Source organism: Pseudomonas sp. IPO3749 (assembly GCF_013386605.1).
GTDB lineage: Bacteria > Pseudomonadota > Gammaproteobacteria > Pseudomonadales > Pseudomonadaceae > Aquipseudomonas > Aquipseudomonas azotoformans_A.
The window spans coordinates 1-26,186 of the sequence record NZ_JACARN010000047.1 but is presented as its reverse complement, the minus strand read 5'-3'; the positions used below and the strand labels follow the sequence as shown (position 1 = coordinate 26,186).

Below are 26,186 nucleotides of genomic sequence, written 5' to 3'. Positions count from 1 at the left end.
AGGCCTCAACTGAACGGGGCCTTTTTCCAGGAGGCCCGTCATGAACCTGCATCAGTTTGCCGAAACCCACCACGTCACCAACCAGCCACCGTCCCTGGACGGCACCAACCTGTACCGCATCGATTTGCCCCTGCAGGACTGGTCGCGCCGCTTTGGCGCGGGCTGGGCAGAAGCGCGTATCGATGCCTACGGTGCGCTGGCGGGTGGGCCGTTGATGGAGGCCGGGTTCCTGGCGAACCAGAACAAACCGGTGTTCAGCAGCCATGACCGTTATGGTCATCGCATCGACCTGGTGGAGTTTCACCCGGCTTACCACGAACTGATGCGCACCGCCGTCGAACATGGCTTGCCGTCGCTGCCTTGGGCACATCCGCAGTCCGGCGCCCATGTGGCCCGCGCCGCCATGACTTATTTGCACAGCCAGGCGGAAGCCGGTACCGGTTGCCCACTGACCATGACCTTCGCCTGTGTCCCGGCCCTGCGCTTACAACCGGACCTGGCCAAGACCTGGCTGCCGAAAATCCTCAATACCCAATACGACCCGCGCAATGTCGGCATCGCTCACAAGGCCGGTGCCACTATCGGCATGGCCATGACCGAGAAACAGGGCGGCACCGACGTGCGCGCCAACACCACCCGTGCTTACCCGGTGGGCGCTGGTGGGCCGGGCCAGGCTTATGAACTGGTGGGCCACAAGTGGTTTTGCTCGGCCCCGATGTGCGATGCCTTCCTGACCCTGGCGCAAACTGACAAGGGGCTGACCTGCTTCCTGCTGCCCCGGCACCGCCCGGATGACACGCGCAACGAGTTCTACATCCAGCGCCTGAAAAACAAACTCGGCAACTGCTCCAATGCCTCCAGCGAAGTGGAGTTCCGTGGCGCCCTGGCCTGGATGATCGGTGAAGAAGGCCGTGGCGTGCCAACCATCATCGAGATGGTTGCCATGACCCGCTTCGATTGCATGGTCGGTTCCAGTGCCTTGATGCGCCAGGCGCTGACCCAGGCCAGCCATCATTGTGCCCATCGTTCGGTGGGGGGCCGGGTACTCAGTGAGCAACCCTTGATGCAAAACGTGTTGGCGGACCTGGCGCTGGAAAGCGAATCCGCGTTGGCCCTGAGCATGCGCATGGGCAGGGCCCTGGATAACCTGGGCGATGAGCAGGAAGCCAAGTTCGCCAGGCTGGTGACGGCGGTCGGCAAGTATTGGATCTGCAAACGCGCCCCGGCCATGATCAATGAAGCCGCCGAGTGCATGGGCGGTGCCGGGTACGTCGAGGACAGCATCCTGCCGCGCCTGTACCGTGAGGCGCCGGTGAATTCGACGTGGGAAGGTTCCGGCAACGTGCAATGCCTGGACGTGCTGCGCGCCTTGTCGAAAGAGCCGGGCGTGCTGGAAGCGCTGTTTGTCGAGCTGGGGGATGGGCATGGCGACAAGCTACTGGCGCGGCATATCGAGCAATTGAAGTCAGCCTTTATGGACACCCAGGACATCCAATACCGCGCGCGGCAGCTCACCGAAGACATCGCGGTGGCATTGCAGGCCAAGCTGTTGCTGGAAGCCGGCAATGCAGCGGTCAGCGATGGGTTTATCGCCAGTCGTTTGGGTGAATCGTCCGGCCGGGTGTATGGCACGTTGCCGCGAGGTGTGGATGTAGCGGCGATTGTCGCCAGGTCCACACCTTGTTGATTGCATTCAAAGTTTGCGTCTGACGGGGATACAGGCAAGATAAAGGCCTGCACGTCAGAACACAGGATGCTTACCGTGACCGAAGCTTTTGTTGTCGTTCAAACCGCCGAAGAAGCCGTGGATCGGCTGGCGGCCCTGCATGAGCGCGCCACGGGCGCGCTCAATCAAGCCCTCAAGCAATATCTGAAGGACCGCGTCGAACCCGACGCCGAGCAACGTGCGTTGTTTCGCTACCCGGAACTGCGCCTGACCTACCACTGCCACGGCGAAGTCCCACAGACCACTCGCGCATATGCCAAGGTTCAGTTGCCGGGAACCTACAGCGTCACCGTCACCCATCCTGCGGCGTTCCGTAAATATCTGCTGGAGCAACTGGTGCCGCTGATGCACGACTTCACCGTGACGGTGGAAGTCGGCGTCAGCCAGCAGAACATCCCGTACCCGTACGTGGTGGAGCAGGGCGATGAACTGGCCGGCTCCGGCGTGACTGCGGCGACCCTGGCCCGCGTGTTCCCGAGCACCGACCTGTCGGCCGCCACCGATGGCATTGCCGATGGCCTGTACGACTGGGAAAACACTGACCCACTGCCCCTGGCGCTGTTCGATGCGGCGCGCGTGGACTTTTCCCTGCGCCGCCTGGTGCATTACACCGGCAGCGACTGGCGCCATGTGCAGCCGTGGATCCTGCTGACCAACTACCACCGTTATGTCGACCAGTTCATCCTGCATGGCCTGGAGCAACTGCGCAGCGACCCGCGTTTTATCCGCATGGTGCTGCCGGGCAACGTGGTGATCGACAAGAGCATGGACCATGGCGAGGCCTCCGCCATTGCTGCCGGGGTGGTCTGGCACCGCTACCAGATGCCGGCTTATCACTTGCAAGCCACTGACGGCCACGGCGTGACCTTGGTCAACATTGGCGTCGGCCCGTCCAACGCGAAGAACATCACCGACCACCTGGCCGTGCTGCGTCCGCATTGCTGGCTGATGATCGGCCACTGCGGCGGCCTGCGCCAATCCCAGACCATCGGCGACTATGTACTGGCTCACGCCTACATGCGCCGCGACGGGATTCTCGACCGCGTGGTGCCGCCGAACATCCCGATCCCGGCCCTGGCTGAAGTGCAGTTGGCCTTGCAGCAAGCGGCGGCCAACGTCACCGGCGAAAAAGGCGAAGAACTGAAAAAACGCCTGCGCACCGGCACCGTGCTGACCTACGACGACCGCAACTGGGAACTGCGCTGGGCCCAGGAGCGGCCGCTGATCAACCTGTCCCGCGCCGTGGCCGTGGACATGGAAAGCGGCACTATCGCCGCCCAGGGTTATCGCTTGCGGGTACCGTACGGCACTTTGCTGTGTGTTTCGGACAAACCGCTGCACAGCGAAATCAAGCTGCCGGGTTCGGCCAACGCCTTCTATGAGCGCGCGGTGAGCCAGCACTTGAAGATCGGCATCGAGGCGGTGGATTTGTTGCGCACCGAACTCAATTCGCTGCACTCGCGCAAACTGCGCAGCTTCGACGAGCCGCCGTTCCGCTAAGCGGTTGGGATGGTCATTTAACGGTCAGGCCACTAGCATTGTCGGTCCTGACCGTTAGATGTTCCTTTGCCATGTCCCGTCCCACCCGTCCCGATTCGCGCCGCCCTGGCGTGAAACCTCCGTATTCCGCCGCGCGGCGTGTCGCCAAGGCGCCACCGGCCGAGCCGAAATTGATCCTGTTCAATAAACCCTTCGACGTGCTGACCCAGTTCAGCGACGAAGGCGGGCGCGCGACGCTTAAGGATTTCATCGACATTCCCGGCATCTACCCGGCGGGCCGTCTGGACCGTGACAGCGAAGGCTTGTTGCTGCTGACCAATGATGGCCAGTTGCAGGCGCGGATTGCCGACCCCAAGCACAAGCTGGCGAAAACCTATTGGGTGCAGGTGGAAGGCGAACCGACCGAAGAACAGCTGCAACGCCTGCGCGACGGTGTCGAGTTGAATGACGGCAAGACCTTGCCTGCGCAAGCACGGCAGTTGGACGAGCCCGAGTTATGGCCACGCAACCCGCCGGTGCGCTTTCGCAAAAACATACCGACTTACTGGCTTGAATTGGTGATTCGCGAGGGGCGTAACCGCCAGGTACGGCGCATGACCGCTGCCGTGGGGTTGCCTACCTTGCGCCTGGTGCGGGTGCGCATTGGCGAGTGGACGATCGACGGCCTGGATCAAGGCCAGTGGAAGGAAGTACCGGCGCGCTTATAAGGCGCCGGACTCGATCAGGCCGATCACTACGCTCTTGATGATGAACGCGGCCACGCCCAGGCCCAACACGAAGAACAGGATAAACGAGCCAAAACGCCCGGCCTTGGACTTCTTCGCCAGGTCCCAGACGATAAAGCCCATGAAAATGATCAGGATGGTGACCAGGCCGGTCATCATCCATTCTTCAAAGAGGGCGGGGTCGATGTTGTTCATGGGGACTTCCGACAGGGCAAGAGGGCAGTATACGGCAGCGTCAAAGGCGCAACATTGACCTGCGTCGTGCACGGTCAAAATGTGGGAGCGGGCTTGCTCGCGAATGCGGTGTATCAGTCATATAGGTATTAACTGACAGACTGCATTCGCGAGCAAGCCCGCTCCCACAGGGGATCTGCATTGTTCTTGAGATCAGGTGCGCAGGTGCGTCAGCGGCAACTCGGTGCTGTTGAGCACCTGGTTCAGTACAAAGCTGGAGCGCACGCTGGTCACGCCTTCAATGCGGGTCAGGTGACCTAGCAGCAGTTTCTGGTAGTGGTCCATGTCCGGCACCACTACTTTCAGCTGATAGTCCGCATCCATCCCGGTGACCAAACTGCATTCCAGCACCTGGGGCAGGGTGCGGATCGCCGCTTCGAAATTCTCGAAACGTTCGGGCGTGTGGCGGTCCATGCCGATCAATACATAGGCGGTCAGGCTCAGGCCGAGCATCTTGCGGTCGAGCAAGGCGACCTGGCGAGCGATGTAGCCGTCATCCTCCAACTGCTTGACCCGGCGCGAGCACGGCGACGGCGACAAGCCGATGCGTTCGGCCAGCTCCTGGTTGGAGATCCTCGCATCACGTTGCAATTCCGCCAAAATACTCAGGTCGTATCGGTCAAGCTTGCTCATTGGGATGGCCTATGTCGTAACTATTGCGGTGAATTATCCATGAAGGGTTAAAAATTGCGCAAGCACTGTTTATTGACGCAATCTTCGCAATCATCTGCCGGGCGCTGGCGGGTATCTTTATCAACAGAATCACCGCCTGGACAACAGTCCACAGCAGCCCGCCCAATCAGGCCCGCTGCGGCCGCCACCCCAGCAGGGTTGAGCCGGCCTCCAGGCTGCACACTGTCCACAAGACGGCGTGAGGTGAGCCAACGTCAAAAGCGTTGAGCCAGGACGAAGTTCTCAAGGGGTGGCCGACGGGTCACCCCTTTTCTTTTACCTGCTGATAACCTGTCCGAGAACCGGGCCTGGCTTTTCCAGTCTCATGGACAGGCCCTAATCCGCAGTGAGGAATAGCATGAAGCGCATCTGGCGTTTGGCAGGTGTAGGTTTGCTGGTGGTCACCGTTGGCGCCCAGGCAGTGGCCGACGAACGGGACAACGGGCCGCGCGGTGAGGGCGGTGGTCAGCATGAAAGAGGGTCGCAGGGCGCACGGCCAGGGGGCGGTAATGAACAGCCGCGTCCGCAGAACACTCAGCCACGGCCGGAAAACAACCAGCCACGCCCGCAGAATCAACATTTTGATCGCGGTGGCCAGAACGGTGGTGGTCAATGGCAAGGGCGTCCGCAAGGCAATGAGCAGGGGCGGCCAGTTCAGCAGCCACAACCCCAGCCTTCAAATAACCTGCCGATCCAGAGTCGCCCCGACACCGTGCGCCAGACCCAGGAACCGCGCCAGGGCTATTACCGTGACATCCCTCGACGCAATGACGGCAACCAACACTGGGAAGCCGGCGGCCCAGGCTCACGTCCCGGTAACAATGGCGGTGGGTACAACAATGGCAATGGTCATCCCGGCGACAACCGCTGGCCCGGTCGCCCCGACGGCCATGGCAACGGTTGGGGCCCAGGCCCGCAACATCGCCCCGGCTACGTGATCGACCGTTTCCCTGATCGCAATTACCGCGTGCCTTACCGTGGCCAGGATTACTTCTACTCCGGCGGCTACTGGTACCGCCCGCAAGGCCCGCGTTATGTGGTGGTGACGCCGCCGTATGGCATCCGTGTGCATTACCTGCCGGACTACGCCCGTGAAGTGTGGATCGGCAGCGCGCTGTTCTTCCTCGCGGCGGGTTCCTACTACACCTACGAAAGCAGCTCCCAGCAGTACGTGGTGGTGCAACCGCCGGCCGCCGTACCGGCACCGCAGCCCGCGCCCCAAGGCAATGGCTATGACGTGGTGGCGTACCCCGCCAACGGCCAGTCACCGGCCCAGGTGCAGCAGGACGGTTATGATTGTTATCGCTGGGCCGTGCAGCAAAGTGGCTTCGACCCGCAGCAAGTCACCTACGCTCCCGATCCGGCGGTGGTGCAAACCTACCGCCAGGCCCAGGGCAACTGCCTGAGCAGTCGTGGTTATCAGGTGCAATACTAGGTTTTATTGCCGGTGACCACTTCCCGCGGGTCGGCATGCACCAGCACTTCGGCACGCGGGTAAGCCTTGTGAATCGCATCGGCGGCCTGGTCGCTGATGCCGTGGGCCACTGACAGCGTCAATTCCCCCGGTAATTCCAGGTGCAGCTGCACAAACCAGTGGCTGCCGGAAATCCGCGTGCGCAAATCATGCGCGCCCAAGACGCCCGGTACGCCACGGGCCAGTTCCAGCATGTGCTGGCTGACGTCCGGCGGCAGTTCTTCATCCATCAACACTGCAAAGCTTTCACGGGCGATCTGGATGGCGCTCCACAAAATGTAGGCGGCAATGCCCAGGCCGAACCAGGCGTCGACCTGATGGTAGCCAAACCCCGCCAACACCAGCGCCACCAAAATGCTGCCGTTGAGCATCAGGTCGGAGCGGTAGTGCAATGAGTCCGCGCGCACGGCGTTGGACCCGGTTTCGCGGATCACCCGGTGTTGCAGCATCAGCAACGCCACGGTCAGTACCAGGGAAAACACGATCACGCCAATGCTCAACCACGGTGCGCCCACCGGTTCCGGATGTTGCAGACGCTGATAGGCCTGGAACGCGATCAACACCGCACTGCCGCCGATAAACAGCGCCTGGGCCATGCCCGACAGCGACTCCGCCTTGCCGTGCCCATAACGGTGATCGTCATCGGCCGGGCGCAACGCGTAATGCACCGCCACCAGGTTCAGCAGCGAGGTCACGCCATCCAGCAGTGAATCGGTCAACCCGGCAAGCATGCTCACCGAGCCGCTGAGCCACCAGGCGATGGCCTTGGTGATAATCAGCGCACAAGCCACGCCCACCGAGGCGCGGGTGGCCAGGCGCAAGAGCCTGGCGTGTTCGGGACTGCTGGTCATAGGCGGCTCGGATCCTTAAGCGGCGGGTTGCAGGCCCAGGCTGGCGAGCTGTTGTACGCTGCCCTTGAACTGGATCATGCGCGGGTCGTCCAGCGGCAGGCTGCGGCCGGTTTCGTTCTGGATGATGCTTTGCAGCTTGGCGTTGTCGACCTTGCCGTCGGCGCCAATGGCTTCGTGGAGTTTCTGCGGATCGACCTGGGCGGTCTTGCCCGGTTCGAAGTAGATAGCGCCGGTGGCGAAGTCCACGCCGAACGCGATCAGGCCAGGGATCACATAGAACAGCAGGCCCACGGCGTCGAGCACGGCGATGGTCGGGTCGATCTTGCCGTCGATCTGGCCACGGCGGTCCGGATAGAAGATCGAACCGCAGGCCGTCAATTGGCTCAGCAGGGTGACGGCGAGGACACCGCCAATGACACGGGAAGCGATACGCATGGAGACTCTCCTGAACACGGTTGATACGGGACTATATAGCAACGGCCTTATGGCAATGGCCTTGAGACCATCGTCGGCACTCGGCAGTTCGCCGTTATACTCGCCGCTCTGCTTTGGAGCCAGTATGAATTCGTTGCCGATTGATGAAGTTTTACCTGCACTGCGTGACGCCTTGGCGAATCGCCATGAAGCCGTGCTCGAAGCGCCCCCCGGCGCCGGTAAAACCACCCGCGTGCCCTTGGCATTATTGAACGAACCCTGGCTGGCCGGGCAGACCATCCTGATGCTAGAACCGCGCCGTCTTGCAGCCCGTGCGGCGGCCGAACGCTTGGCCAGTGAGTTGGGCGAAAAGGTCGGTGAAACCGTCGGCTATCGCATTCGTCTGGACAGCAAAGTCGGCCCCAACACGCGCATCGAAGTGGTCACCGAAGGCATCCTTACGCGCCGCCTGCAGGATGACCCGGCGCTGGACGGCGTGGGTTTGTTGATCTTCGACGAATTCCACGAACGCAGCCTCGACGCCGACCTGGCGCTGGCCCTGAGCCTCAACGGCCGCGAACTGTTTCGCGATGACCAACCGCTGAAAATCCTGCTGATGTCCGCCACCCTTGAAGGCGAGCGCCTGGCCAGTCTGCTGGACGACGCGCCGATCCTGCGCAGCGAAGGCCGCATGTTCCCGGTGCAGATGCGCTGGGGGCGCCCTTATCAGCCCGGCGAGTTCATCGAACCGCGTGTGGTGCAGACCATTCTCGAAGCCCTGCACGACGAAACCGGCAGCGTGCTGGTGTTTCTGCCGGGGCAGGCCGAGATTCGTCGGGTCAACCAGCAACTGGCCGACGCCCTCGGCGAACGCACCGATGTGCTGCTGTGCCCGCTGCATGGCGAACTGGACCTCAACGCCCAACGCGCCGCCATCGACCCGGCCCCGACCGGTAAGCGCAAAGTGGTGCTGGCGACCAACATTGCCGAGACCAGCCTGACCATCAACGGCGTGCGCGTGGTGATCGACGCCGGGTTGGCGCGGGTGCCGCGTTTCGACCCGGGCAGCGGCATGACCCGCCTCGACACCCAACGTATCTCCCGCGCCAGCGCCACCCAGCGTGCCGGCCGGGCGGGGCGCCTGGAGCCGGGCGTGTGTTATCGCCTGTGGTCCGAGGACCAGCACGAAGGCCTGGCCGCTTATGGCAGTGCGGAAATCCTCGCCGCCGACCTGGCCGGCCTCGCCTTGCAACTCGCGCGTTGGGGTGTCACGCCTAATCAACTGGTGTGGCTGGATGTGCCGCCAACCGCTGCATACGGCCAGGCTCAGGATTTGCTGGTGCGCCTCGGCGCCTTGAATGAAGAAAAACTCACCGCCCATGGGCAGAAGATGGCCGAGTTGCCGGCCCATCCGCGTATCGCCCATCTGCTGCTGCGCGGGCAGGATCTTGGGTTGGCCGCGACGGCCTGCGACGTGGCCGCCTTGCTGGGAGAGCGCGATATCTTGCGCGGTGGCGGTGCGGATTTGCACAGTCGGTTGGCGCTGTTGTCCGGCGAAGAACGCGCACGCGGCACCCAAGGCGGCGTGCAGCGGGCCAAGCAACTGGCGAGACAATATCGCGGTTACTTGAGAGGCCAGGCGACTCAAGCCGTTGCCGACCCCGATCATCCGCGCTGGCTTGGCGCCTTGCTGGCACTGGCCTACCCGGATCGCGTCGCCCAGCAGCGTCGTCCCGGCGGTGCTGAATATCGCCTGGCCAACGGCCGCGCGGCGCTGTTCGCCGAAGCCGACAGCCTGATGAAACAAGCCTGGCTGGTCATCGCTGACCTGGGCAGCCGGCAGGGCCAGCGTGAAGAGCGCATCTACCTGGCGGCGGATTTTGATCCGGCGCTGTTCGACACGGTGCTGGCCGAGCAAGTGCGTAATGTCGACCAGCTGGATTGGGACGAACGCGAAGGCGTCCTGCGCGCCGAACGCCAACGCAAAGTCGGTGAACTGGTGCTCAGCCGCGAACCGCTCACCGGCCTCGACGAGTCCGCCCGCAGCCAGGCGCTGGTCAACCTGGTCCGCCGCAAAGGCCTGGAACTGCTGCCGTGGACGCCGGAACTGCGCCAATGGCAGGCCCGCCTCATGTTGCTGCGCCAGCTCGACGCCGGCAAAACTAGCGAATGGCCCGACCTCAGTGACAAGGCGCTACTCGCCAGCCTCGAACACTGGCTGATGCCCTACCTGGGCAAAGTCTCGCGCTTGAGCCATTTCGCCAACCTGGACATCTCAAGCTTCCTGCACAACCTGCTGCCCTGGCCGCTGCCCCAACGTTTGGACGAACTGGCGCCGCAGCATGTGAAAGTGCCGTCGGGTTCGTCGGTGCGTTTGGACTACAGCGAACAGCCGCCGATCCTGGCGGTGCGCTTGCAGGAACTGTTCGGGCTGGCCGACACCCCGCGCATTGCTGGCGGCCGCCAGGTGGTGAAGCTGCATTTGCTGTCCCCGGCGCGGCGGCCAGTGCAGGTGACGCAGGATCTGGCGAACTTCTGGCGCAGTACTTATGCCGAGGTGAAGAAGGATTTGAAGGGGCGGTACCCCAAGCACTATTGGCCGGATGATCCATTGGTGGCCGAGGCGACGGCGCGGATCAAACCGCGCAAGTGACTATTGCGCGGCCGGTAGCAGGAACCGCGCAATCACCGGCAAATGGTTGGAAATACGCAACGTATCCTCCTGCCGCACCTTGGCTTCCACCCGCTTGATCCTTGGGCTGTAGAACAGGTAATCCAGCGTACGATCCGGCCCGTCCACGCTCGGGTCGTTGGGGAAGTGCGTCAGCCATTGCTCACGATCAATCCCGCTGGATTGGCTATTGCTCGGGATCATTGGGTATTTGTCCCACAGCAAATGCAGCTCGCTGTCCGGCGAATACTGCCCGCGTTTGGTGGCGTCCAGGCGCAGGAACTGGCCGAGGGGCAGCAGGTTGAAGTCCCCGCCGATCAGCCAGGGCGTGCCACGGCCTTCGAATTTATCCAGCAGTTTGACCGTGGTTTTGACCTGCTCCAGCACTGCGCTGCGGCCAGGAGCAACGCCGTCCAGGCGGGTGTTGAGCACCGCGAGTTGGCCGCCATCGCTCAAGGGCAGGTAGGTCAGGAGCAAGGCGGGCTTGGGCTGGAACTGGCGGCTGAGGATATTGGCCTCGGGCGTCGGCAGTTGCAGGCGTTCGGCGTGTTCGATCTGGTAGCGGCTGAGGGTCGCCAGTTTGCGGCCGACACTGCCGAAGATGTGCAGGTCTGGCACGAAGTCGGCTTTCCAGTCGAAGGCCTGGGCGCTGCACGGGTAGAGGTCGACCAGGCGCTCCTGCAAAAGGGCCAGTTGGTCCTGATAGTGGGAAGGCTTGGCGTTTTCGTCGAGTTCCTGCAGCAGGAGGATGTCGGGTTGTTCATCGCGAATCACCCGCGCCACTTCGTCGAGGCTGGCGGCCATGTCTTCCACGGTGGGGCGGTCGTCGGGGCCGCTGCCGTCGGCGGTGTCGTACCAGAACACATAGTTCTTGCCGGCCAGGTATTGCACGTTCCAGGTCATGACCTTGAGCGCTTGCCCCGGCAACAGCGTGGGCGCGCGGGGTGCGACGCAGCTCACCGGCAGGGTTTCCTTCGCCTCGGGGCGCCAGGTCAGGCTGTAGATCAGGGCGGTGAGCAGGCCTGCAATGATCAACAGGCCCAGCAAGGTGATGCGCAATAAACGGGTCATCGGCTCGGCTTATAGCGTTTCAGAGGTGGCACGGAGCATATCACCGCGCGTCGGCATCGCCACCGATCAGCATGAATAAACGGAACAGCACCACGCTGGTAAACAGCTGCAGGAAGCTGTGGGCGCTGTCCAGAAACAGCCCCAGCAGCGGCGCGGGCGTTGGGTAGGCCGCAACGCTGGCGCCTTTGAGCAACCACAGCGGCGTCATCACACACAGCAGGCACACCAGGATCAGCCAGAAATGCCCACGGCTCAGGCGGAAACTTTCCTTCATTGCCGCCAACGCTGGCATGCCGCGCAGCACCAGCAAGTACTCGGCAAACGCCAGTACCACCATCAGCCACAGCCCCGGCAGGAAATACAGCGACAGCCCCAGCAGAATCAGCAGCGTGCTCATGGCCGTCAGCAGGGCGAAGCGCGGCCATAGCGTGAGGGCCATGGCCCACACATCTTTAGTGCGCGGCGACTCGCCACGGGTGCGAGCGTCCAGAAACAGGATCAGCGCGCCGGTATACAGCGGGTACACCAGCAACCCCACCACCACGCTATAGCCGGGAAACGCATCCGGGCCGACGACGTGGTTGAGCACCTGTTGCAGCAGGGCTTCGAAAATCACCAACGGCAGACACAGCTGGACGATGGCGCCCAGGTTGCGTTGGGTGAAACGGAAGGAGTCGCGCAGCACGTCTAACGGATTCATCAAGTTCATCGCAGGCCTGAAAGCAAGGGCAACACTTTAACCGATCATCACCGGAGGTAAGCAAACGTAAACCTTGAGTAAAGACCATTGAAACAACTCGTAACACCCCCATAACTAGGACGGCGCCTGATTAAAGGCGAGACCACGATTTCTACCGGCAATCTAACGAGGTCGCCATGAACAGCGAAGAGCAAACCCTGATCGATGGACTGTTTTCACGGTTGCAACAAGCCGAAACGGACTCAGCCCCCCGCGACGCCCAGGCCGAAGCGCGGATCAAGGAGCACATGACGCGCCAACCGGCGGCCGGGTATTACATGACCCAGTCGATCCTGGTGCAGGAACATGCGCTCAAGAGCCTCGACGCGCAGAACAAGCAGCAGGCGCAACAGATCCAGCAATTGCAGGAAGAGCTGCAGCGGGCTAAATCCGCGCAGCCTGCTCCGGCGAGCAGCGGTGGTTTCCTGTCGAGCATCTTTGGCGGTGGCGGTTCCCGTGATCAGCAGCCGGCTCAAAGTGCACCGCCGTCTTCCGGTGGCGGCTGGCGCGAACCGGCGCGGCCTGGGTTCAGCCAGCCTGCACCGCAGCAGAATTATCAACAACCTGCTCCGGCCGCTCCGGTGGGCAGCGGCTTTCTCGGCGGCGCGATGAAAACTGCGGCCGGCGTAGCCGGTGGTGTGTTGCTGGCCGAAGGCATCAGCAGCCTGTTCAACCACAGCTCGCAACAGCCGCAAGTCGTGGAAGAAATCATCCGCGAAGAGCCAGCGCCTGCCAGTGACAACGGCAACTGGGGCAACGACGACCAGAAGTACGCCGGCAATGACAGCTGGGGCAGCAACAACTCGGACAGCTTTGCCGACAGCGATTATTCCGACGACTCTTCTTCTTTCGGCGATGACGATTCCTTCGTCTGACCCACCCAGACCGGGGCGACTAGTCGCCCCGGTCTGATTTTTCCCGGAAACCTTCTCGCGGCTGGCATACTGGCACCCTTTCCGGGCCCTGGCGCCTGGCTGTCATGAGGAAGTGCGGTGAAGAAAATTGCAGTGTTCGCCGATGTGCAAAACCTCTATTACACCGTCCGCCAGGCCTATGGTTGCCACTTCAACTACGCCGCGCTGTGGGCTGACATCAGCTCGCGCGGGCAGATCGTCGAGGCGTACGCGTATGCCATCGACCGTGGCGACAGCAAGCAGCAGCAATTCCAGCAGATCCTGCGCAACCTGGGCTTTACGGTAAAACTCAAGCCCTACATCCAGCGCAGCGACGGCTCGGCCAAGGGCGACTGGGACGTGGGCATCACCATCGACATCATGGACGCCGCCGACCACGTCGACGAAATCGTGCTGGCCTCCGGCGACGGTGATTTCGACATGCTGCTCGACCGGGTTATCCACAAGCATGGCGTCGAAGCCGTGGCTTATGGTGTACCAGGGCTGACGGCCAATTCATTGATACGCGCCGCCAGCCGTTATGTGCCGATCGAAGGCGCGTTGTTGCTCAAATAAATGCCAAGACGGAGTTGGAACAGGTTTGGAACGTATAGCGGTCATCGACTTTGAAACCACCGGCATCACCCCGAGCAGCCACTGCCGGGCCACGGAAATCGCGGTGGTCATCCTTGAGCGTGGCCAGATCGTGGACCGCTACCAGAGCCTGATGAAAACCGGCGTGCATGTGCCCGCGTTCATCGAACAACTCACCGGCATCAGCAACGCCATGCTGCGCAGCGCGCCGCCGGCGGAGCGGGTGATGAATGAGGTCAATGAGTTCGTCGGCGTCACACCGTTGCTGGCGCACAACGCCGCGTTCGACCAGAAGTTCTGGGACTTTGAGCTGGGGTTGATTCGCCGCACCCGTTTGCAGAAGTTCGCCTGTTCGTTGCTACTGGCGCGTCGCCTCATGCCATCGGCGCCCAACCACAAGCTCGGCACCCTGAACGCCTACGCCCAACTGCCCCACACCGGCAAGGCCCACCGGGCGATGGCGGATGCGGAGATGGCGGCCAACCTCACGGCCCATTTGGCCCAAGAGCTGCGTGGTACGCATGGCTTGCGTGAACTGTCCCACGACCTGCTGTGCACCTTGCAGAAAGTGCCGGCGGCGAAGATCAATGAGCATCTGAAGAAGCATCGCGGGTTCTGACCTCGCCACAAATCCGTGTGGGAGCGTGCTTTTGTGGTGAGCGGGCTTTTTGTGGTGAGCGGGCTTGTCCCGCGCTGGGCTGCGTAGCAGCCCCAAAACCTGACACTCCGTTCTAACTGAAAGAACGCGGCGCCCTTAATTGGGGCTGCTCCGCAGCCCAGCGCGGGACAAGCCCGCTCACCACAACGTCTCGGTTGTCAGGCTATTGTGGCTGCACACACTCCAACGCCCGATCCACCACCCCCTTCGCCATCCCCACCAAATGCATCACCGCCCGCTGCTGCGCGCTCAGCACCTCAGCCGACTCCTGCACCGTCTCCACCGCGCAATGCAGCAAATCCGCCGCATGGGCGAGCGCGTCTTCGAAGCTCAGGTTGTCATTCAGAATGAAATTGGGTGCATCCGGGGCGCAGGCTTTGAGGTAGTAGTCGATGGCTCGGCGATTGAGCAGGGCGTCTTCGCTGAGGAAGTTTGCGTTCGATGTGGAAGTTGCTTTGATCATGTTCAGAACTCCAGAGTATTTGACTCGCTCCTTCCGTCAATTTCGGCTTGCACTTCCGGTCATCGAGGGGCCGATGACGTGGGGCAGATTAGTGGTGCAGTCTTTGCGGAGCAAGGGGTTGAAGCTCGCTCGGAAACTTCCCGCAAGTGAAACGGAGCGGTCTTGCTGGCCATCTAGAACAGCCCTCTGGTATCTGTTCCGATATCGGGGGAGAAGAAAAGAGAGTTAGCCAAATGAGAGCCGAGATCAGCGAAAAGGTAATCCAACTGTTCGTCGATATCGTTGGCTTCATCGACCGCAGCCAAGTGACAGAGCAAACGGATTTCATCCATGACTTTAAGATCTTTGATGACGACTTGACCTGCTTCGTCATGCAGATCAAGTGGCAGTTCAATCTGCAAGCCACTCAGGCAGATTGGGATCACATCACCACGATCAAGCAGATTGTCGATTTGATTGTTGAGCGCTCAAATCTGCTTTGATGCAACTGGCGTCATCGCAGGCAAGCCAGCTCCTACCGTTGGAATGCATTTCAACTGTGGGAGCCGGCTTGCCGGCGATGGCGGCGGTTCAGCCACCACTTTTTCCATTGCCCTCCAACTGCCCCAACGGCACCCGCCGCTCTATCGCGCTCGACAAAATAATCGAGGTCTTGCTGAACCCGAACTTCGCCACGCGGTTGATCAAGCTCTCCAGCTCCGGCATCGACCCCACCGCCGCCTGCATGATCACGCACGGATCGCCGGTCACCCGATGGCACTCCGTCAACTCCGGAATTTCCGCCAACGCGTCATACACCTTCTGGCTGCCGTGATTGGTCAAGCGCAGCTCAATCACGCACTGAATCGGCAAGCCCACTTTGGACAGGTCCACCTTGGCCTGATACCCGGTGATCACGCCACTGGCCTCCAGTTTGGCCACGCGCTCGGCCACGGCGGGGGCGGAGAGGTTTACTGTGCGGGCCAGTTGCGCGTAGGACGCGCGGCCGTCTTCGAGCAGGGCGCTGAGGAGCATGCGGTCGTATTTGTCCATGATAAGGCTCCGGTTGCGAGTGACTTTCGAAAGCACGGTTTATAGCCTTCACAACCATGCTTTGAAAAGTGTATTGGCGTTTTAAACAGGTTTTGTAACTTATGTTTAACGACCTGCCTTTTTAGAATAAGCCTCCCATCTCCTGCCATAGAGCCACCCAATGCCTGGCCCACGTCGCTTTCCCTTACCGTTGATCGCCGCCTTTTTTGCGCTGTATGTGATCTGGGGTTCCACCTATCTGGTGATTCGCATCGGCGTGGAGTACTGGCCGCCGTTGTTGCTGGCGGGGATTCGGTTTTGCACGGCGGGGGCGTTGATGTATGGCTTCCTGCGCTGGCGCGGGGTGCCGGCGCCAACGTGGCCGCAGTGGAAGGCTGCCGGGATGATCGGTCTTTTGCTGCTCACCGTGGGCAACGGCGGTGTCAGCGTGGCGGAACACATGGGCGTGTCGTCCGGAGTGGCGGCGTTGGCCGTGGCGACGGTGCCGTTGTTCACCTTGTTGTGTGGGTATTTCTGGGGCGCGCGCAACACTCGCTTGGAGTGGGCGGGGGTGATCCTGGGGATCATCGGCATCGCCATGCTCAATATGGGCAGCACGTTGCAGTCGAGCCCGATGGGCGCTGTGCTGCTGTTGGTGGCGGCGGCCTCCTGGGCGTTCGGTTCGGTGTGGAGCCGGCAATTGCCGCTGCCCCAAGGCGCCATGGCGAGTGCTGCGGAAATGCTGGTGGCGGGCGTCGCGCTATTGATCATCAGCGCGCTGTCCGGTGAGCGCCTGCAGGCCGTGCCACCGCTGGAAGGCTGGCTGGCCCTGGCCTACCTGACCGTGTTCGGTTCGATCATCGCCTTCAACGCCTATATGTACCTGCTCAAGCATGTGCGCCCGGCGGCGGCGACCAGCTATGCCTATGTGAACCCGGCGGTCGCTGTATTGCTCGGTATCGTGTTCGTCGGCGAGACCATTGGTCTGGAAGAAGCGTTGGCCATGCTGGTGATTATCAGCGCCGTCCTGCTGATCAGCCTGCCCCAGTGGCGCAAGCCGAAGGCGGAAATAAGGTAAACTGCGGCGCATTGCGACCTTGCGCTGAATTTTTCCTACGGTAAACACATGACTTTCGCCTCCCTTGGCCTGATCGAACCCTTGCTGCGCGCCCTTGAGACGCTTGGCTACCAGACCCCGACGCCGGTGCAGGCGCAAGCCATTCCGGCGGTGCTGGCCGGTCGCGACCTGATGGCTGCGGCCCAGACCGGCACCGGCAAGACCGCCGGTTTCGCCGTGCCGTTGTTGCAACTGCTGACGATGGAAGGGCCGAAAGTCGCCGCCAACTCGGCACGCGCGCTGATCCTGTGCCCGACCCGCGAGCTGGCCGAGCAGGTGCACGCCAGCGTTGCCGAGTACGCGCAAAACCTGCCGCTGACCACTTACGCGGTGTACGGCGGCGTGAGCATCAACCCGCAGATGATGAAGCTGCGCAAAGGCGTCGACATTCTGGTCGCCACGCCGGGCCGCCTGATCGACCTGTTCCGCCAGAACGCGCTGAAACTCAACCAACTGCAAACCCTGGTGCTGGACGAAGCCGACCGCATGCTCGACCTGGGTTTCTCCGAAGAGCTGGCGAACATCTACCGCATGCTGCCGAAGAAGCGCCAGACCCTGCTGTTCTCCGCGACCTTCTCCGATGAGATCCGCACGCTGGCCGGGCAGATGCTCAACGACCCGCTGAGCATCGAAGTCAGCCCGCGCAACGTCGCTGCCAACACGGTCAAGCAGTGGATTGTGCCGGTGGACAAGAAGCGCAAGCCGGAGCTGTTTGTGCACCTGATGCGCAAAGGCCGCTGGAAGCAGGTGCTGGTGTTCGCCAAGACCCGCAATGGCGTGGATGCGCTGGTGGATAAGTTGCAGGGCCTGGGCATCAATGCCGACGGTATCCATGGTGACAAGCCGCAAGCCACGCGCCAGCGTGCGCTGGACCGTTTCAAGTCGAGTGACGTGCAGATCCTGGTCGCCACCGACGTGGCGGCCCGAGGCCTGGATATCGAAGACTTGCCGCTGGTGGTCAACTTCGACCTGCCGATCGTGGCCGAGGACTACATCCACCGCATCGGCCGTACCGGGCGTGCGGGTAACACCGGTGAGGCGATTTCCCTGGTGTGTGCCGATGAAGTGAACATGCTGTCGGCCATCGAGATGCTGACGCGTCAGACCTTGGCCCGCCACATGGAGCAGGACTTCGAACCGGAACACCGCGTGCCGGACACCGATGCCAGCGGGCAGGTGGTGAAGAAGCCAAAGAAACCGAAAAAGCCTAAAACCTCGGGCGGTGGCGGTAAGCGCAACCTCGGCAAGTGGGTAGACAGCGGGGACGTGGCGCCGGCGGAGCCGTCGATCAAGCCGGTGCGCAAGGTGCCGGTGTTCAATACCGGGCCGCGTAAGAAGAAGTAAGTTACTGCTGCATTGAGAGCGCTGTCTGTGGTGAGCGGGCTTGTTGTAGTGAGCGGGCAAGCCCGCTCACCACAGGATCCTCAGCGTCGGTTAAGCCATTCCAACAGGCCGCGCCCGGCAGCCCGCCCGCTGGCAAAACACCCCGTCAGCAAATACCCGCCCGTAGGCGCTTCCCAGTCCAGCATCTCCCCCGCACAAAACACCCCCGGCAATTGCTTGAGCATCAAGCGCTCATCCAACGCCTCAAACGGCACGCCGCCCGCTGTGCTGATGGCTTCATCCATCGGCCGGGTCTTTACCAGAGTCAAAGGCAGCGCCTTGATATCCACCGCCAATTGCGCCGGATCATTGAAGTGGTCGGCCGGCGCCAACTCGCGCAGCAGTGCGGCTTTGACCCCATCCAAGCCCAACTGACTGTGCAGGTGTTTGCTCATCGAACGTGAGCCACGGGGTTTGTCCAAGGCGCCCTGAACCTTGTCCAGCGCCTTGCTCGGCAGCAGGTCGATGTGCACGGTGGCCGAGCCGTCGCGGTTGATCGCTTCGCGGATCGGCGCTGACAACGCGTAGATCAGGCTGCCTTCGATCCCGCTGGCGGTGATAACGCATTCGCCGAGGCGTGGCTTGTCGTCACCCAAACCAATCGCGACGTTTTTCAACGGCGCGCCGGCGAATTTGCTGACCATCAATTCGCTCCAGGCCGACACCTCGAAACCGCAGTTGCTCGGTTGCAGCGGGGCGTAAGGCACGCCTTTGTCCTCCAACAACTTGAGCCAGGCGCCGTCAGATCCCAACCGCGACCAGCTGCCGCCGCCAAGGGCCAGCAGCACGGCGTCGCTGTGGACAGTTTTCTCACCGTCGGGGCTGTGGATAAGTAAGTCGTCCTCGGCATTCCAACCCAGCCAACGATGACGGGTGTGGATAACCACACCTTGGTCGCGCAGGCGCTTGAGCCAGGCGCGCAACAGGGGCGCGGCTTTCATGTCGGTGGGAAACACGCGGCCGGAGGTGCCGACAAACGTCTCGATGCCCAAGCCATGAATCCATTCACACAACGCCTCTGCCCCGAAACTACGCAGCAACGGGGCCATGTGCGGCGCGCGTTCGGCGTAGCGCGACAGAAACGCCGGGTACGCTTCGGAGTGGGTGATGTTCATGCCGCCCACGCCGGCCAGCAGAAACTTGCGCCCCACCGAGGGCATGCCGTCGTACAGGTCCACCCGCACGCCCGCCTGGCTCAGAACTTCGGCGGCCATCAGCCCGGCAGGGCCGCCGCCGATGATGGCAACGTGGGAAGGAGCAGTAGCGGACATCGGCAGGCCTGGTCAAAAACAAAGGGCGCCCATTGTAAGCAATGCGCGCCCCGTGCCGTTAGGCAAAAAGTACTCAGGCAAAACCAGTGTTGGCGTAGGGCGGGTATTCATCCTTGCGGTCGGCGTCGGTGATCGGGCCGCCCGTCAGGCCATATTTATCCAGGGTCGGCACCAGGTTGCCAAAGAACGCGTCCTGTTGTTTTTCCCGCTTCACCACCTCGATGATCGGGAACACAAAGCTGGTCACGATGCCCAGGCCGGCGGTGGCCCAACCCAGTACGCCGGCGAAGGTCCCCGCGATGGCCGCCGCATCGGCAATGCCGAACAGGCCCGCGCCGCCTTCGATGATCGAGGCCACTGCCGCGCCGGTGCCCAGGGCGCCGCTGGTGAGGGAGAAGCCGGCGTTGAGTTTATCCCCGGCAAACGCGCTGTTGACCCCGCTGATCAGGCCGAACACACCGCCGATAAAGCTGCCGGTGCCGCCGACGATCTTGCCCAGGTTGCCCAGTCGGTTGAGGCCGTCGGTGTTCTGCACCATTTTGCCGGTGGGGAAGTCGCCGATCCCTTGGGGTTTATTCGGATCGATCGGCGTGGGTTTCCAGGTCATGCCGTAGCCGGCTTCCTTGGCGTATTTGGTGCCGCCTTCGGTGATCAGGCCGGCAAACTGCATGCCTGCCGCCACGCGCCCGGCGTTGTCTGCCGGGCTGTTGCCGCCCGTGGCCGAGCGCGCCGCCAGCACGCCGCCGGCCAGCAAGGCGCTGCCGATGTGCAGCAGGCCCTGTTTGTACGAATCGCTGACGTTGAGCTTCAGCCCATCCACGGCCTTGGGCAGTACGTCGCTGATCTTCTCGCCCTGGCGGTTCACGTCCCACATCGAGCGGATCAACGAGATCACGTCCTGCGGCTTGATCTGCGCCCCCGTGGCGTCTTTGAACATCTCCGGGTCGTCGGCCATGGCTTTCTCGATGATGGCCGTGGTCTTGGCTTCGTCGAAGTTGCCATTGGCATCGCCGAACGCCCCCTTGAGCACGTCGTCGTTGGCGCCGTTGACCAGGGAGTCGGACACCGCCTGGTTGACGTACTGCTGCACCGTCGATGAGTCCTGGGCCGAGACCTTGTCACCGAGGAATTCCTTGAGCAGCTCGGCGTGGGCGGCGTACTGGCCGATGGCGGTCATCGGGTCGGCATTCGGCTGGGCGAGGGCGTCTTCCAGGTCCTTGCCGTTGAGGATGTGGTCCTTGAAGAACTGCTCGATGTCCCCGGACTTGCCGGACTTTTGCGCGATGACACTCAGGTCCACATGCCCATCGCCGCCCAATGCCAGGTCGGTGAGGGTGGCGTCGGTGCCGGCCAGGCTCAGGGCGTCCATGAGCGACAGCGGTTTGCCATCGGCGCCTTTGGTGTTCAGGGCGGTGTTGAGCACGTTGCCGCTGTTGATCTGGCCGTCTTGGTAGGCCTGCAGCTCATGCTTGATCGCCGGGTCGCTGTTGACGATATCGCGCATGCCGGACGCCTGGTTCTGCGCCAAGAAGGTCTTCACGTCCGGGTCGCTGGACAGCTGGCCGATGGCGGCGTCGAGCTGGTTGGTGACCTTGGATTTGGTCGGGTTGAGGTGGTATTCGGTGTCCGCGGTAATCCCCGCATACAGGTCGCCGTCGCCCACTTTGTCACTGGCGGCCATGCGCGCGCGGGCGTCGCTGATTTCCATCATCACGGCGGCTTTGGTCTTGCCGTCGTAGTTCTCCGGGTGTTCGAGCACGTCCTTGGTCAGTTTGGAGGTGTCGACGTCGGCCACCGAGCTGCGCACCGCGGCGTTGCTGAGCATCATCAACACGCCGTGGTCGTCCTTGGGCGCCTGGTTTTCCAGCCAGGCACCGAGGTTTTTCTGTTGAGTGATGCCGTCGGCCTTGGCGGTGGCGGGCAGGTCGCCGGCCATGTCGAGGGTGCGCAGCATGCCGGGGGTGGACCAATAGCCTGCCGCGCCGGTCAGCTCGGGGCTCAGGCCCGAGTCATCCTTGATCGCCTTGAGGTTGGCGGTGTTCAGGCTGCCATTGTTGGCGCGCTGGTTGGGCCCCTGCATTTCCGGGCCGGCGCTGCTTACCAGGGAGATATTCGCCATGACGATGGCGGCGGACTTGGCGTTTTCCTTGGCCAAGCCGGTGGCATCGGGGTTCTTGCTGAGGAAGGTGCTGTAGGACTTCGAAGCGGCCGACAGATCCTTGTTCGACTGGCTGATGAACTTATCCACATCGGCGTGGGTAATCACCCCATCACTTTTGCCCAGGCCGCCGCTGTCGAGGGCGTTCATCAGGCTCGGGCTGCCGGCCAGGTACTTGAGGCAAGCCTGGGCTTCGGGTGGCAGGTCGGCGGGCGGGTTGGAGAAGTCGATGGGGCGGTCGTGCAGGCCCCATTTGTCCCAGTTGTCGCTGAGCATTTTCGAGGCGGCGCGCGGGCGGTCGAGGTCGCGTTCTTCCTGGGTCGGTGTGCCGCTGGTGTTGCCGACGATCTTGTCCCAGTCCTTGGCGCTGGCGTACTTGGAGTTGTCGATCCAGTTGGTGTCCACGGCGCCGTCGACGCCAAAGATGCCGTTGGACTCCTTGACCACCGAGGCGTACAGGTCGGGGCTGATGGCCTGGGACACGATGATCTTGTCGCCGGAAGCGGTCTCGTAGCGGATCAGCCCGTGGCCGAGTTCTTCCGGCGTGCCCACCAGGCTCACGCTGCCGGCCTCATCGGCACCGGCCAGGCGATACCCGTCATTTTTGCTGTCGTTGATCAGGCCCCAGGTTTCGCCGTCAGACTTAACCTTTTCATACAGGTCGCTATTGGTTTCCTTACTGACGATGACCTTGTCGCCCGACAGGGTTTCGTAACGGATCATGCCCGGCCCGACTTCATCGGCCGGGCCGATGCCCTTGTAGGTGTCCAGGCCCGGCGCGGTGTCGCCGGCCTGGGCGATGCGGTAGCCGTCGGCCTTGCTCTTGTTCAGCGCGTCCACGGCGTCGACTTTGCCAGCCATGCCTTCGAACAGGTACGGGGTCATCTGCTTGATAATGATGATGTCCTTGCCGTCGCGGGTTTTCAGCTCCAGGACGTTGTCGGAAATCTTGGTGATGCTGGCGATGTTGGCCAGGGGCACACCGGTGTTGCTGATGTCGGCCAGGTTCGGGTCGTTGAGGCGCTTGATCGCTTCCTGGTCGCCGGTGGCTTTGACGTCGGCGATCTTTTTGTCCTTGGTGTTATCGGTTACCGCCAGCACCTTGAAGTTGCCGGGGTGGGCGGCTTCCTTGAAGCCGGAGAGGGCGCGGGACATCGCCACGTCGAAGGTGGCGGCGACTTTCTTCAGGGCGTCGTCATTGCCGGGCGTCGCGCTACTGCCGATCTTGTAAGTTGCCATCGCTGGGTACTCTGAAAGCGGGAGAGGCCTTCAGGTTGACGACGGCGTGCGGCAGTTTTGTTGCAAAACGGCCGCCGGCGCCAAGTTCCACAACGTTTCACGGCTGTGGAAAAGTATCTGGTCAAAAAACGTACAGTTTCTTGCGGGCTATACGGCTACTGGCTTTCAGGCCGTTACGCTCAAGTTATCCACAGGTGGTTCCACAGGGATTGTGGGTAACGCCCACATTTCAGTGACAACCTGATGACGTCCACACCCGTTGCGCGCTGTGATGCAGGATGCCGTGGCGGCGGGCGAGGGCCGGGCGGTCCTTGCTGTAGCCGCCACCGATCACGCCCATCACCGGGATATCGCGGCCCAGGCAGTGGCGCATCACGCTTTCATCGCGGGCGGCGACGCCCTGGTCTGTCAGCTTGAGGTAACCGAGGGCGTCGTCCTTGTGCACATCGACGCCAGCGTCGTACAGCACCAGGTCGGGTTGGTACAGCGGCAGCAGGTAGTTGAGGGCATCGTCCACCACCTTGAGGTAGTCGGCATCGCCCATGCCCATGGGTAGCGGAATGTCCCAGTCGCTCTGGGCCTTGCGCGCGGGGAAGTTCTTTTCGCAGTGCAGCGATACGGTGATGGCGTCCGGTGTGTCGTGGAGGATGCGCGCGGTGCCGTCGCCCTGGTGCACGTCGCAATCGAAGATCAGCACACGGCTGACCCGGCCGCTGGCCAGCAGGTAATGGCTGATCACCGCCAGGTCATTGAAGATGCAGAAGCCTGCCGGGTAATCGTAGTGGGCGTGGTGGGTGCCGCCGGCCAGGTGGCAGGCCAGGCCGTGTTCCAGGGCTTGTTCCGCCGCGAGAATCGAACCGCCCACCGCTCGCACGGTACGGCGGGCCAGGGCTTCGTTCCAGGGCAGGCCGAGGCGGCGCTGGTCTTCGCGGGACAATTCGCCGCCCATGTAGCGCTCGATATACCCAGCGTCATGGGCCAGGGCCAGAATCTCGGGTGGGCAGAGTTGTGGGCGCAGCAGTTGGCTGTCCTCGGTCAGGCCACTGTCTACCAGGTGGTCGCGCAACAGGCGGAATTTGTCCATGGGGAACCGGTGGTCCGCCGGGAACTCGGGGCTGTAGTCATCGTGGTAGATCAATGGCAAAGGCATGGGATTTTCTGACGGGAACCTGCGACGCATCTTACCCGCGTTGTACACTCACGCACATGGCAAGGGAGGGGACCCATGGAGCCGATACTGGAATTGGAAAGCGCACGCCTGGTGCTGCGCCAATGGCGCGACAGCGACCTGGCGGAGTTTGCGCGCATGTGCGCCGACCCACAGGTGATGCGCTATTTCCCGGCCAAGCTGAGTCACCTGGAAAGCGCCGCGCTGATCGGCCGCATTCGTGGGCACTTCGCCGAGTATGGCTTTGGCCTGTGGGCTTTGCAGCGCAAGGACACGGGTGAATTCATCGGCCTCACCGGGTTGCTGAATGTCAGTTTCGAGGCTGATTTTACCCCTGCGGTGGAAATCGGCTGGCGCCTGGCCCGTGAACACTGGGGGCTGGGCTATGCCAGCGAGGCGGCCTGGACCGCATTGCGCTGTGGGTTTGATCGTTTGAAACTGGACGAAATCGTCGCCTTCACCACGGAGGCCAATCTGCCCTCACAAAAAGTCATGCAGGCCATCGGTATGCATTACGATCCCCAGGCAGATTTTGAACACCCCAAGGTCGCAGCCGATGACCCGCTGCGCCCTCATGTTTTGTACCGCATCACCCGCGCCCAATGGTTGGACACGCTGCACGGATAAGCAGCCCGGAATGCCCCATAGATTGTAGGAGTTGCTCTATGAGCCAAGTATTGGAAGATCTGGTGGACCTGCTGACCCTGGAGCCGATCGAGGAAAACCTCTTTCGCGGCCGCAGTCAGGACCTGGGTTTTCGCCAACTGTTCGGCGGCCAGGTGCTCGGCCAGTCGCTGTCGGCCGCCAGCCAGACCGTAGAAGAAGCGCGGCACGTGCATTCCCTGCACGGTTACTTCCTGCGCCCCGGCGATGCGAAGTTGCCGGTGGTGTATTCGGTGGACCGTGTGCGCGATGGCGGCAGTTTCAGCACGCGCCGTGTGACCGCGATCCAGAAGGGCCACCCGATCTTCACCTGCACCACCTCGTTCCAGTACGACGAACAAGGCTTCGACCACCAGACCACCATGCCTGTGGTAGTGGGCCCGGAAAACCTGCCGTCGGAGCTGGAGCTGACCCAGCAGCGCGCGCACCTGATCCCCGAGCACATGCGTGACAAGCTGCTGTGCCCTAAGCCCATCGAAGTGCGCCCGGTTACCGAAAAAGACCCGTTCAACCCGCAGCCGTCCGACCCGGTCAAGTACGTGTGGTTCCGTGCCGATGGCGCGTTGGCCGACTCGCCGGCGCTGCATAAATACCTGCTGGCCTACGCCTCGGACTTCGGCCTGCTGACCACCTCCTTGCTGCCCCATGGCAAGACCGTGTGGCAGAAAGATATGCAAGTCGCCAGCCTTGACCATGCGCTGTGGTTCCACGCCGACCTGCGTGCCGACGACTGGTTGCTCTACGCCATGGACAGCCCATGGGCCGGTAATTCCCGGGGTTTCTCCCGTGGCAGCGTGTACAACCGCGCCGGGCAACTGGTGGCCTCGGTGACCCAGGAAGGCCTGATTCGCCATCGCAAGGATTGGGCATGAGTCTGTCGGACATCAAACACTGGGTGTTCGACATGGACGGCACCCTCACGGTCGCCGTGCATGACTTCGCGGCCATTCGCGTGGCCCTGGAGATTCCGCCCGAGGACGACATCCTCACGCACCTGGCGGCGTTGCCGGCGGATGTCGCGGCGACCAAGCATGCCTGGTTGCTGGAACATGAGCGCGAGTTGGCGCTGGGTTCGGTCGCGGCTGAAGGTGCGGTGGCGCTGGTGCGCGAGTTGGCCGGGCGTGGTTATCGCCTGGGCATCCTGACCCGCAATGCGCGCGAGCTGGCGCACGTCACCTTGGAGGCGATCGGTCTGGCAGACTGCTTTGCCATCGAGGACGTGCTGGGGCGTGACGATGCGCAACCCAAGCCTGATCCGGATGGCTTGCTGAAACTGGCGGCCGCTTGGGACGTGGCGCCGAGCGAGATGGTGATGGTGGGGGATTATCGGTTTGACCTGGACTGCGGTCGGGCGGCGGGGGCGCGGACGGTGTTGGTGAATTTGCCGGAGAATCCGTGGCCGGAGTTGGTGGATTGGCATGCCGAGGATTGCTCGGTGTTGCGCCGGATGATTTAGATCGATCTCTGAAGACCCAATGTGGGAGCGAGCAA

The 26,186-nt window shown here is 62.4% G+C and carries 25 protein-coding genes; 14 read left to right on the top strand and 11 right to left on the bottom strand.

Annotated features, from left to right (window positions below):
• The first annotated feature begins 40 nt into the window (after positions 1 to 40).
• From HX812_RS19160 to HX812_RS19150, 3 genes are all read left to right on the top strand, one after another.
• Positions 41 to 1,687 (top strand): acyl-CoA dehydrogenase family protein, encoded by a 1,647-nt coding sequence (locus HX812_RS19160; protein WP_038847531.1) that lies wholly within the window; start codon positions 41 to 43, stop codon positions 1,685 to 1,687.
• A gap of 66 nt (positions 1,688 to 1,753) precedes the next feature.
• Positions 1,754 to 3,226, top strand: a complete 1,473-nt coding sequence (gene amn, locus HX812_RS19155; RefSeq protein ID WP_161630243.1) for an AMP nucleosidase — start codon at positions 1,754 to 1,756, stop codon at positions 3,224 to 3,226.
• A gap of 71 nt (positions 3,227 to 3,297) precedes the next feature.
• Positions 3,298 to 3,933, top strand: coding sequence for a pseudouridine synthase (locus HX812_RS19150; RefSeq protein WP_038847534.1), 636 nt, complete (start codon positions 3,298 to 3,300; stop codon positions 3,931 to 3,933).
• On the opposite strand, the gene HX812_RS19145 is transcribed toward HX812_RS19150, so the two are convergent.
• Positions 3,928 to 4,137 (bottom strand): DUF2788 domain-containing protein, encoded by a 210-nt coding sequence (locus tag HX812_RS19145; RefSeq protein ID WP_025999909.1) that lies wholly within the window; start codon positions 4,135 to 4,137, stop codon positions 3,928 to 3,930. The two genes, HX812_RS19150 and HX812_RS19145, sit on opposite strands and share 6 nt — an antisense overlap.
• A gap of 201 nt (positions 4,138 to 4,338) precedes the next feature.
• A complete protein-coding gene (locus HX812_RS19140) occupies positions 4,339 to 4,818 on the bottom strand; it encodes an Lrp/AsnC family transcriptional regulator (RefSeq protein ID WP_003194418.1) in 480 nt (159 codons plus the stop codon).
• 397 nt (positions 4,819 to 5,215) lie between these two features.
• On the opposite strand from HX812_RS19140, the gene HX812_RS19135 reads away from it, so the two are divergent.
• Positions 5,216 to 6,292, top strand: coding sequence for a DUF6515 family protein (locus HX812_RS19135; protein ID WP_038847537.1), 1,077 nt, complete (start codon positions 5,216 to 5,218; stop codon positions 6,290 to 6,292).
• Here the strand turns inward: HX812_RS19135 and HX812_RS19130 are convergent.
• Both HX812_RS19130 and HX812_RS19125 read right to left on the bottom strand, forming a co-directional pair.
• Positions 6,289 to 7,182, bottom strand: coding sequence for a cation diffusion facilitator family transporter (locus HX812_RS19130; protein ID WP_016978609.1), 894 nt, complete (start codon positions 7,180 to 7,182; stop codon positions 6,289 to 6,291). The two genes, HX812_RS19135 and HX812_RS19130, sit on opposite strands and share 4 nt — an antisense overlap.
• Positions 7,183 to 7,197: 15 nt before the next feature.
• Entirely contained in the window at positions 7,198 to 7,617 is a 420-nt protein-coding gene (locus HX812_RS19125) for a hypothetical protein (protein ID WP_016978610.1), read from the bottom strand.
• A 124-nt stretch (positions 7,618 to 7,741) separates the two neighbouring features.
• Between HX812_RS19125 and hrpB the strand changes: the two genes are divergently transcribed.
• Positions 7,742 to 10,249 carry an ATP-dependent helicase HrpB gene (hrpB, locus tag HX812_RS19120; protein WP_038847538.1) on the top strand — a complete coding sequence of 836 codons (2,508 nt, stop codon included), beginning with the start codon at positions 7,742 to 7,744 and terminating at the stop codon, positions 10,247 to 10,249.
• On the opposite strand, the gene HX812_RS19115 is transcribed toward hrpB, so the two are convergent.
• Positions 10,250 to 11,338 carry an endonuclease/exonuclease/phosphatase family protein gene (locus HX812_RS19115; RefSeq protein WP_038847540.1) on the bottom strand — a complete coding sequence of 363 codons (1,089 nt, stop codon included), beginning with the start codon at positions 11,336 to 11,338 and terminating at the stop codon, positions 10,250 to 10,252.
• 40 nt (positions 11,339 to 11,378) lie between these two features.
• Positions 11,379 to 12,038, bottom strand: a complete 660-nt coding sequence (locus tag HX812_RS19110) for a YciC family protein (protein WP_033896516.1) — start codon at positions 12,036 to 12,038, stop codon at positions 11,379 to 11,381.
• 176 nt (positions 12,039 to 12,214) lie between these two features.
• Here HX812_RS19110 and HX812_RS19105 point away from each other — a divergent pair, with 176 nt between their 5' ends.
• The 3 genes from HX812_RS19105 to HX812_RS19095 all read left to right on the top strand — a co-directional run bounded on the left by HX812_RS19105 (position 12,215) and on the right by HX812_RS19095 (position 14,183).
• Entirely contained in the window at positions 12,215 to 12,952 is a 738-nt protein-coding gene (locus tag HX812_RS19105) for a DUF2076 domain-containing protein (RefSeq protein ID WP_038847542.1), read from the top strand.
• Positions 12,953 to 13,069: 117 nt separating this feature from the next.
• Positions 13,070 to 13,546 (top strand): NYN domain-containing protein, encoded by a 477-nt coding sequence (locus HX812_RS19100; protein ID WP_033896500.1) that lies wholly within the window; start codon positions 13,070 to 13,072, stop codon positions 13,544 to 13,546.
• 25 nt (positions 13,547 to 13,571) lie between these two features.
• Complete coding sequence (locus HX812_RS19095) at positions 13,572 to 14,183, top strand: PolC-type DNA polymerase III (protein WP_038847543.1); 612 nt, start codon at positions 13,572 to 13,574, stop codon at positions 14,181 to 14,183.
• Between the two features lie 202 nt (positions 14,184 to 14,385).
• Here the strand turns inward: HX812_RS19095 and HX812_RS19090 are convergent, their stop codons facing one another.
• Positions 14,386 to 14,685, bottom strand: coding sequence for a DUF6124 family protein (locus HX812_RS19090; protein WP_038847545.1), 300 nt, complete (start codon positions 14,683 to 14,685; stop codon positions 14,386 to 14,388).
• A 233-nt stretch (positions 14,686 to 14,918) separates the two neighbouring features.
• Here HX812_RS19090 and HX812_RS19085 point away from each other — a divergent pair, with 233 nt between their 5' ends.
• Entirely contained in the window at positions 14,919 to 15,167 is a 249-nt protein-coding gene (locus tag HX812_RS19085) for an acyl carrier protein (RefSeq protein WP_038847548.1), read from the top strand.
• 88 nt (positions 15,168 to 15,255) lie between these two features.
• Here the strand turns inward: HX812_RS19085 and HX812_RS19080 are convergent, their stop codons facing one another.
• Complete coding sequence (locus tag HX812_RS19080; protein ID WP_016976725.1) at positions 15,256 to 15,717, bottom strand: Lrp/AsnC family transcriptional regulator; 462 nt, start codon at positions 15,715 to 15,717, stop codon at positions 15,256 to 15,258.
• Positions 15,718 to 15,877: 160 nt separating this feature from the next.
• Between HX812_RS19080 and yedA the strand changes: the two genes are divergently transcribed.
• Positions 15,878 to 16,774, top strand: a complete 897-nt coding sequence (gene yedA, locus HX812_RS19075) for a drug/metabolite exporter YedA (protein ID WP_033896507.1) — start codon at positions 15,878 to 15,880, stop codon at positions 16,772 to 16,774.
• 48 nt (positions 16,775 to 16,822) lie between these two features.
• Positions 16,823 to 18,157 (top strand): DEAD/DEAH box helicase, encoded by a 1,335-nt coding sequence (locus HX812_RS19070; protein WP_038847552.1) that lies wholly within the window; start codon positions 16,823 to 16,825, stop codon positions 18,155 to 18,157.
• An 80-nt stretch (positions 18,158 to 18,237) separates the two neighbouring features.
• Here HX812_RS19070 and HX812_RS19065 read toward each other — a convergent pair whose 3' ends face one another.
• The 3 genes from HX812_RS19065 to HX812_RS19055 form a co-directional block, all read right to left on the bottom strand.
• Entirely contained in the window at positions 18,238 to 19,467 is a 1,230-nt protein-coding gene (locus HX812_RS19065; protein ID WP_038847555.1) for a TIGR03862 family flavoprotein, read from the bottom strand.
• Positions 19,468 to 19,540: 73 nt separating this feature from the next.
• On the bottom strand, positions 19,541 to 22,864 hold the full coding sequence (locus HX812_RS19060) for a type III effector HrpK domain-containing protein (protein ID WP_038847557.1): 3,324 nt from the start codon (positions 22,862 to 22,864) through the stop codon (positions 19,541 to 19,543).
• A 229-nt stretch (positions 22,865 to 23,093) separates the two neighbouring features.
• A complete protein-coding gene (locus tag HX812_RS19055; protein ID WP_038847559.1) occupies positions 23,094 to 24,014 on the bottom strand; it encodes a histone deacetylase in 921 nt (306 codons plus the stop codon).
• A gap of 75 nt (positions 24,015 to 24,089) precedes the next feature.
• Here HX812_RS19055 and HX812_RS19050 point away from each other — a divergent pair, with 75 nt between their 5' ends.
• The 3 genes from HX812_RS19050 to HX812_RS19040 are packed head-to-tail and all read left to right on the top strand — an operon-like array spanning position 24,090 to position 26,151.
• Positions 24,090 to 24,659 (top strand): GNAT family N-acetyltransferase, encoded by a 570-nt coding sequence (locus HX812_RS19050; RefSeq protein ID WP_033897913.1) that lies wholly within the window; start codon positions 24,090 to 24,092, stop codon positions 24,657 to 24,659.
• 38 nt (positions 24,660 to 24,697) lie between these two features.
• Positions 24,698 to 25,567, top strand: coding sequence for an acyl-CoA thioesterase II (gene tesB, locus HX812_RS19045; protein ID WP_016976734.1), 870 nt, complete (start codon positions 24,698 to 24,700; stop codon positions 25,565 to 25,567).
• Complete coding sequence (locus HX812_RS19040) at positions 25,564 to 26,151, top strand: HAD family hydrolase (protein WP_038847561.1); 588 nt, start codon at positions 25,564 to 25,566, stop codon at positions 26,149 to 26,151. Before tesB ends, HX812_RS19040 begins: the two co-directional genes overlap by 4 nt.
• Positions 26,152 to 26,186 lie beyond the last annotated feature (35 nt).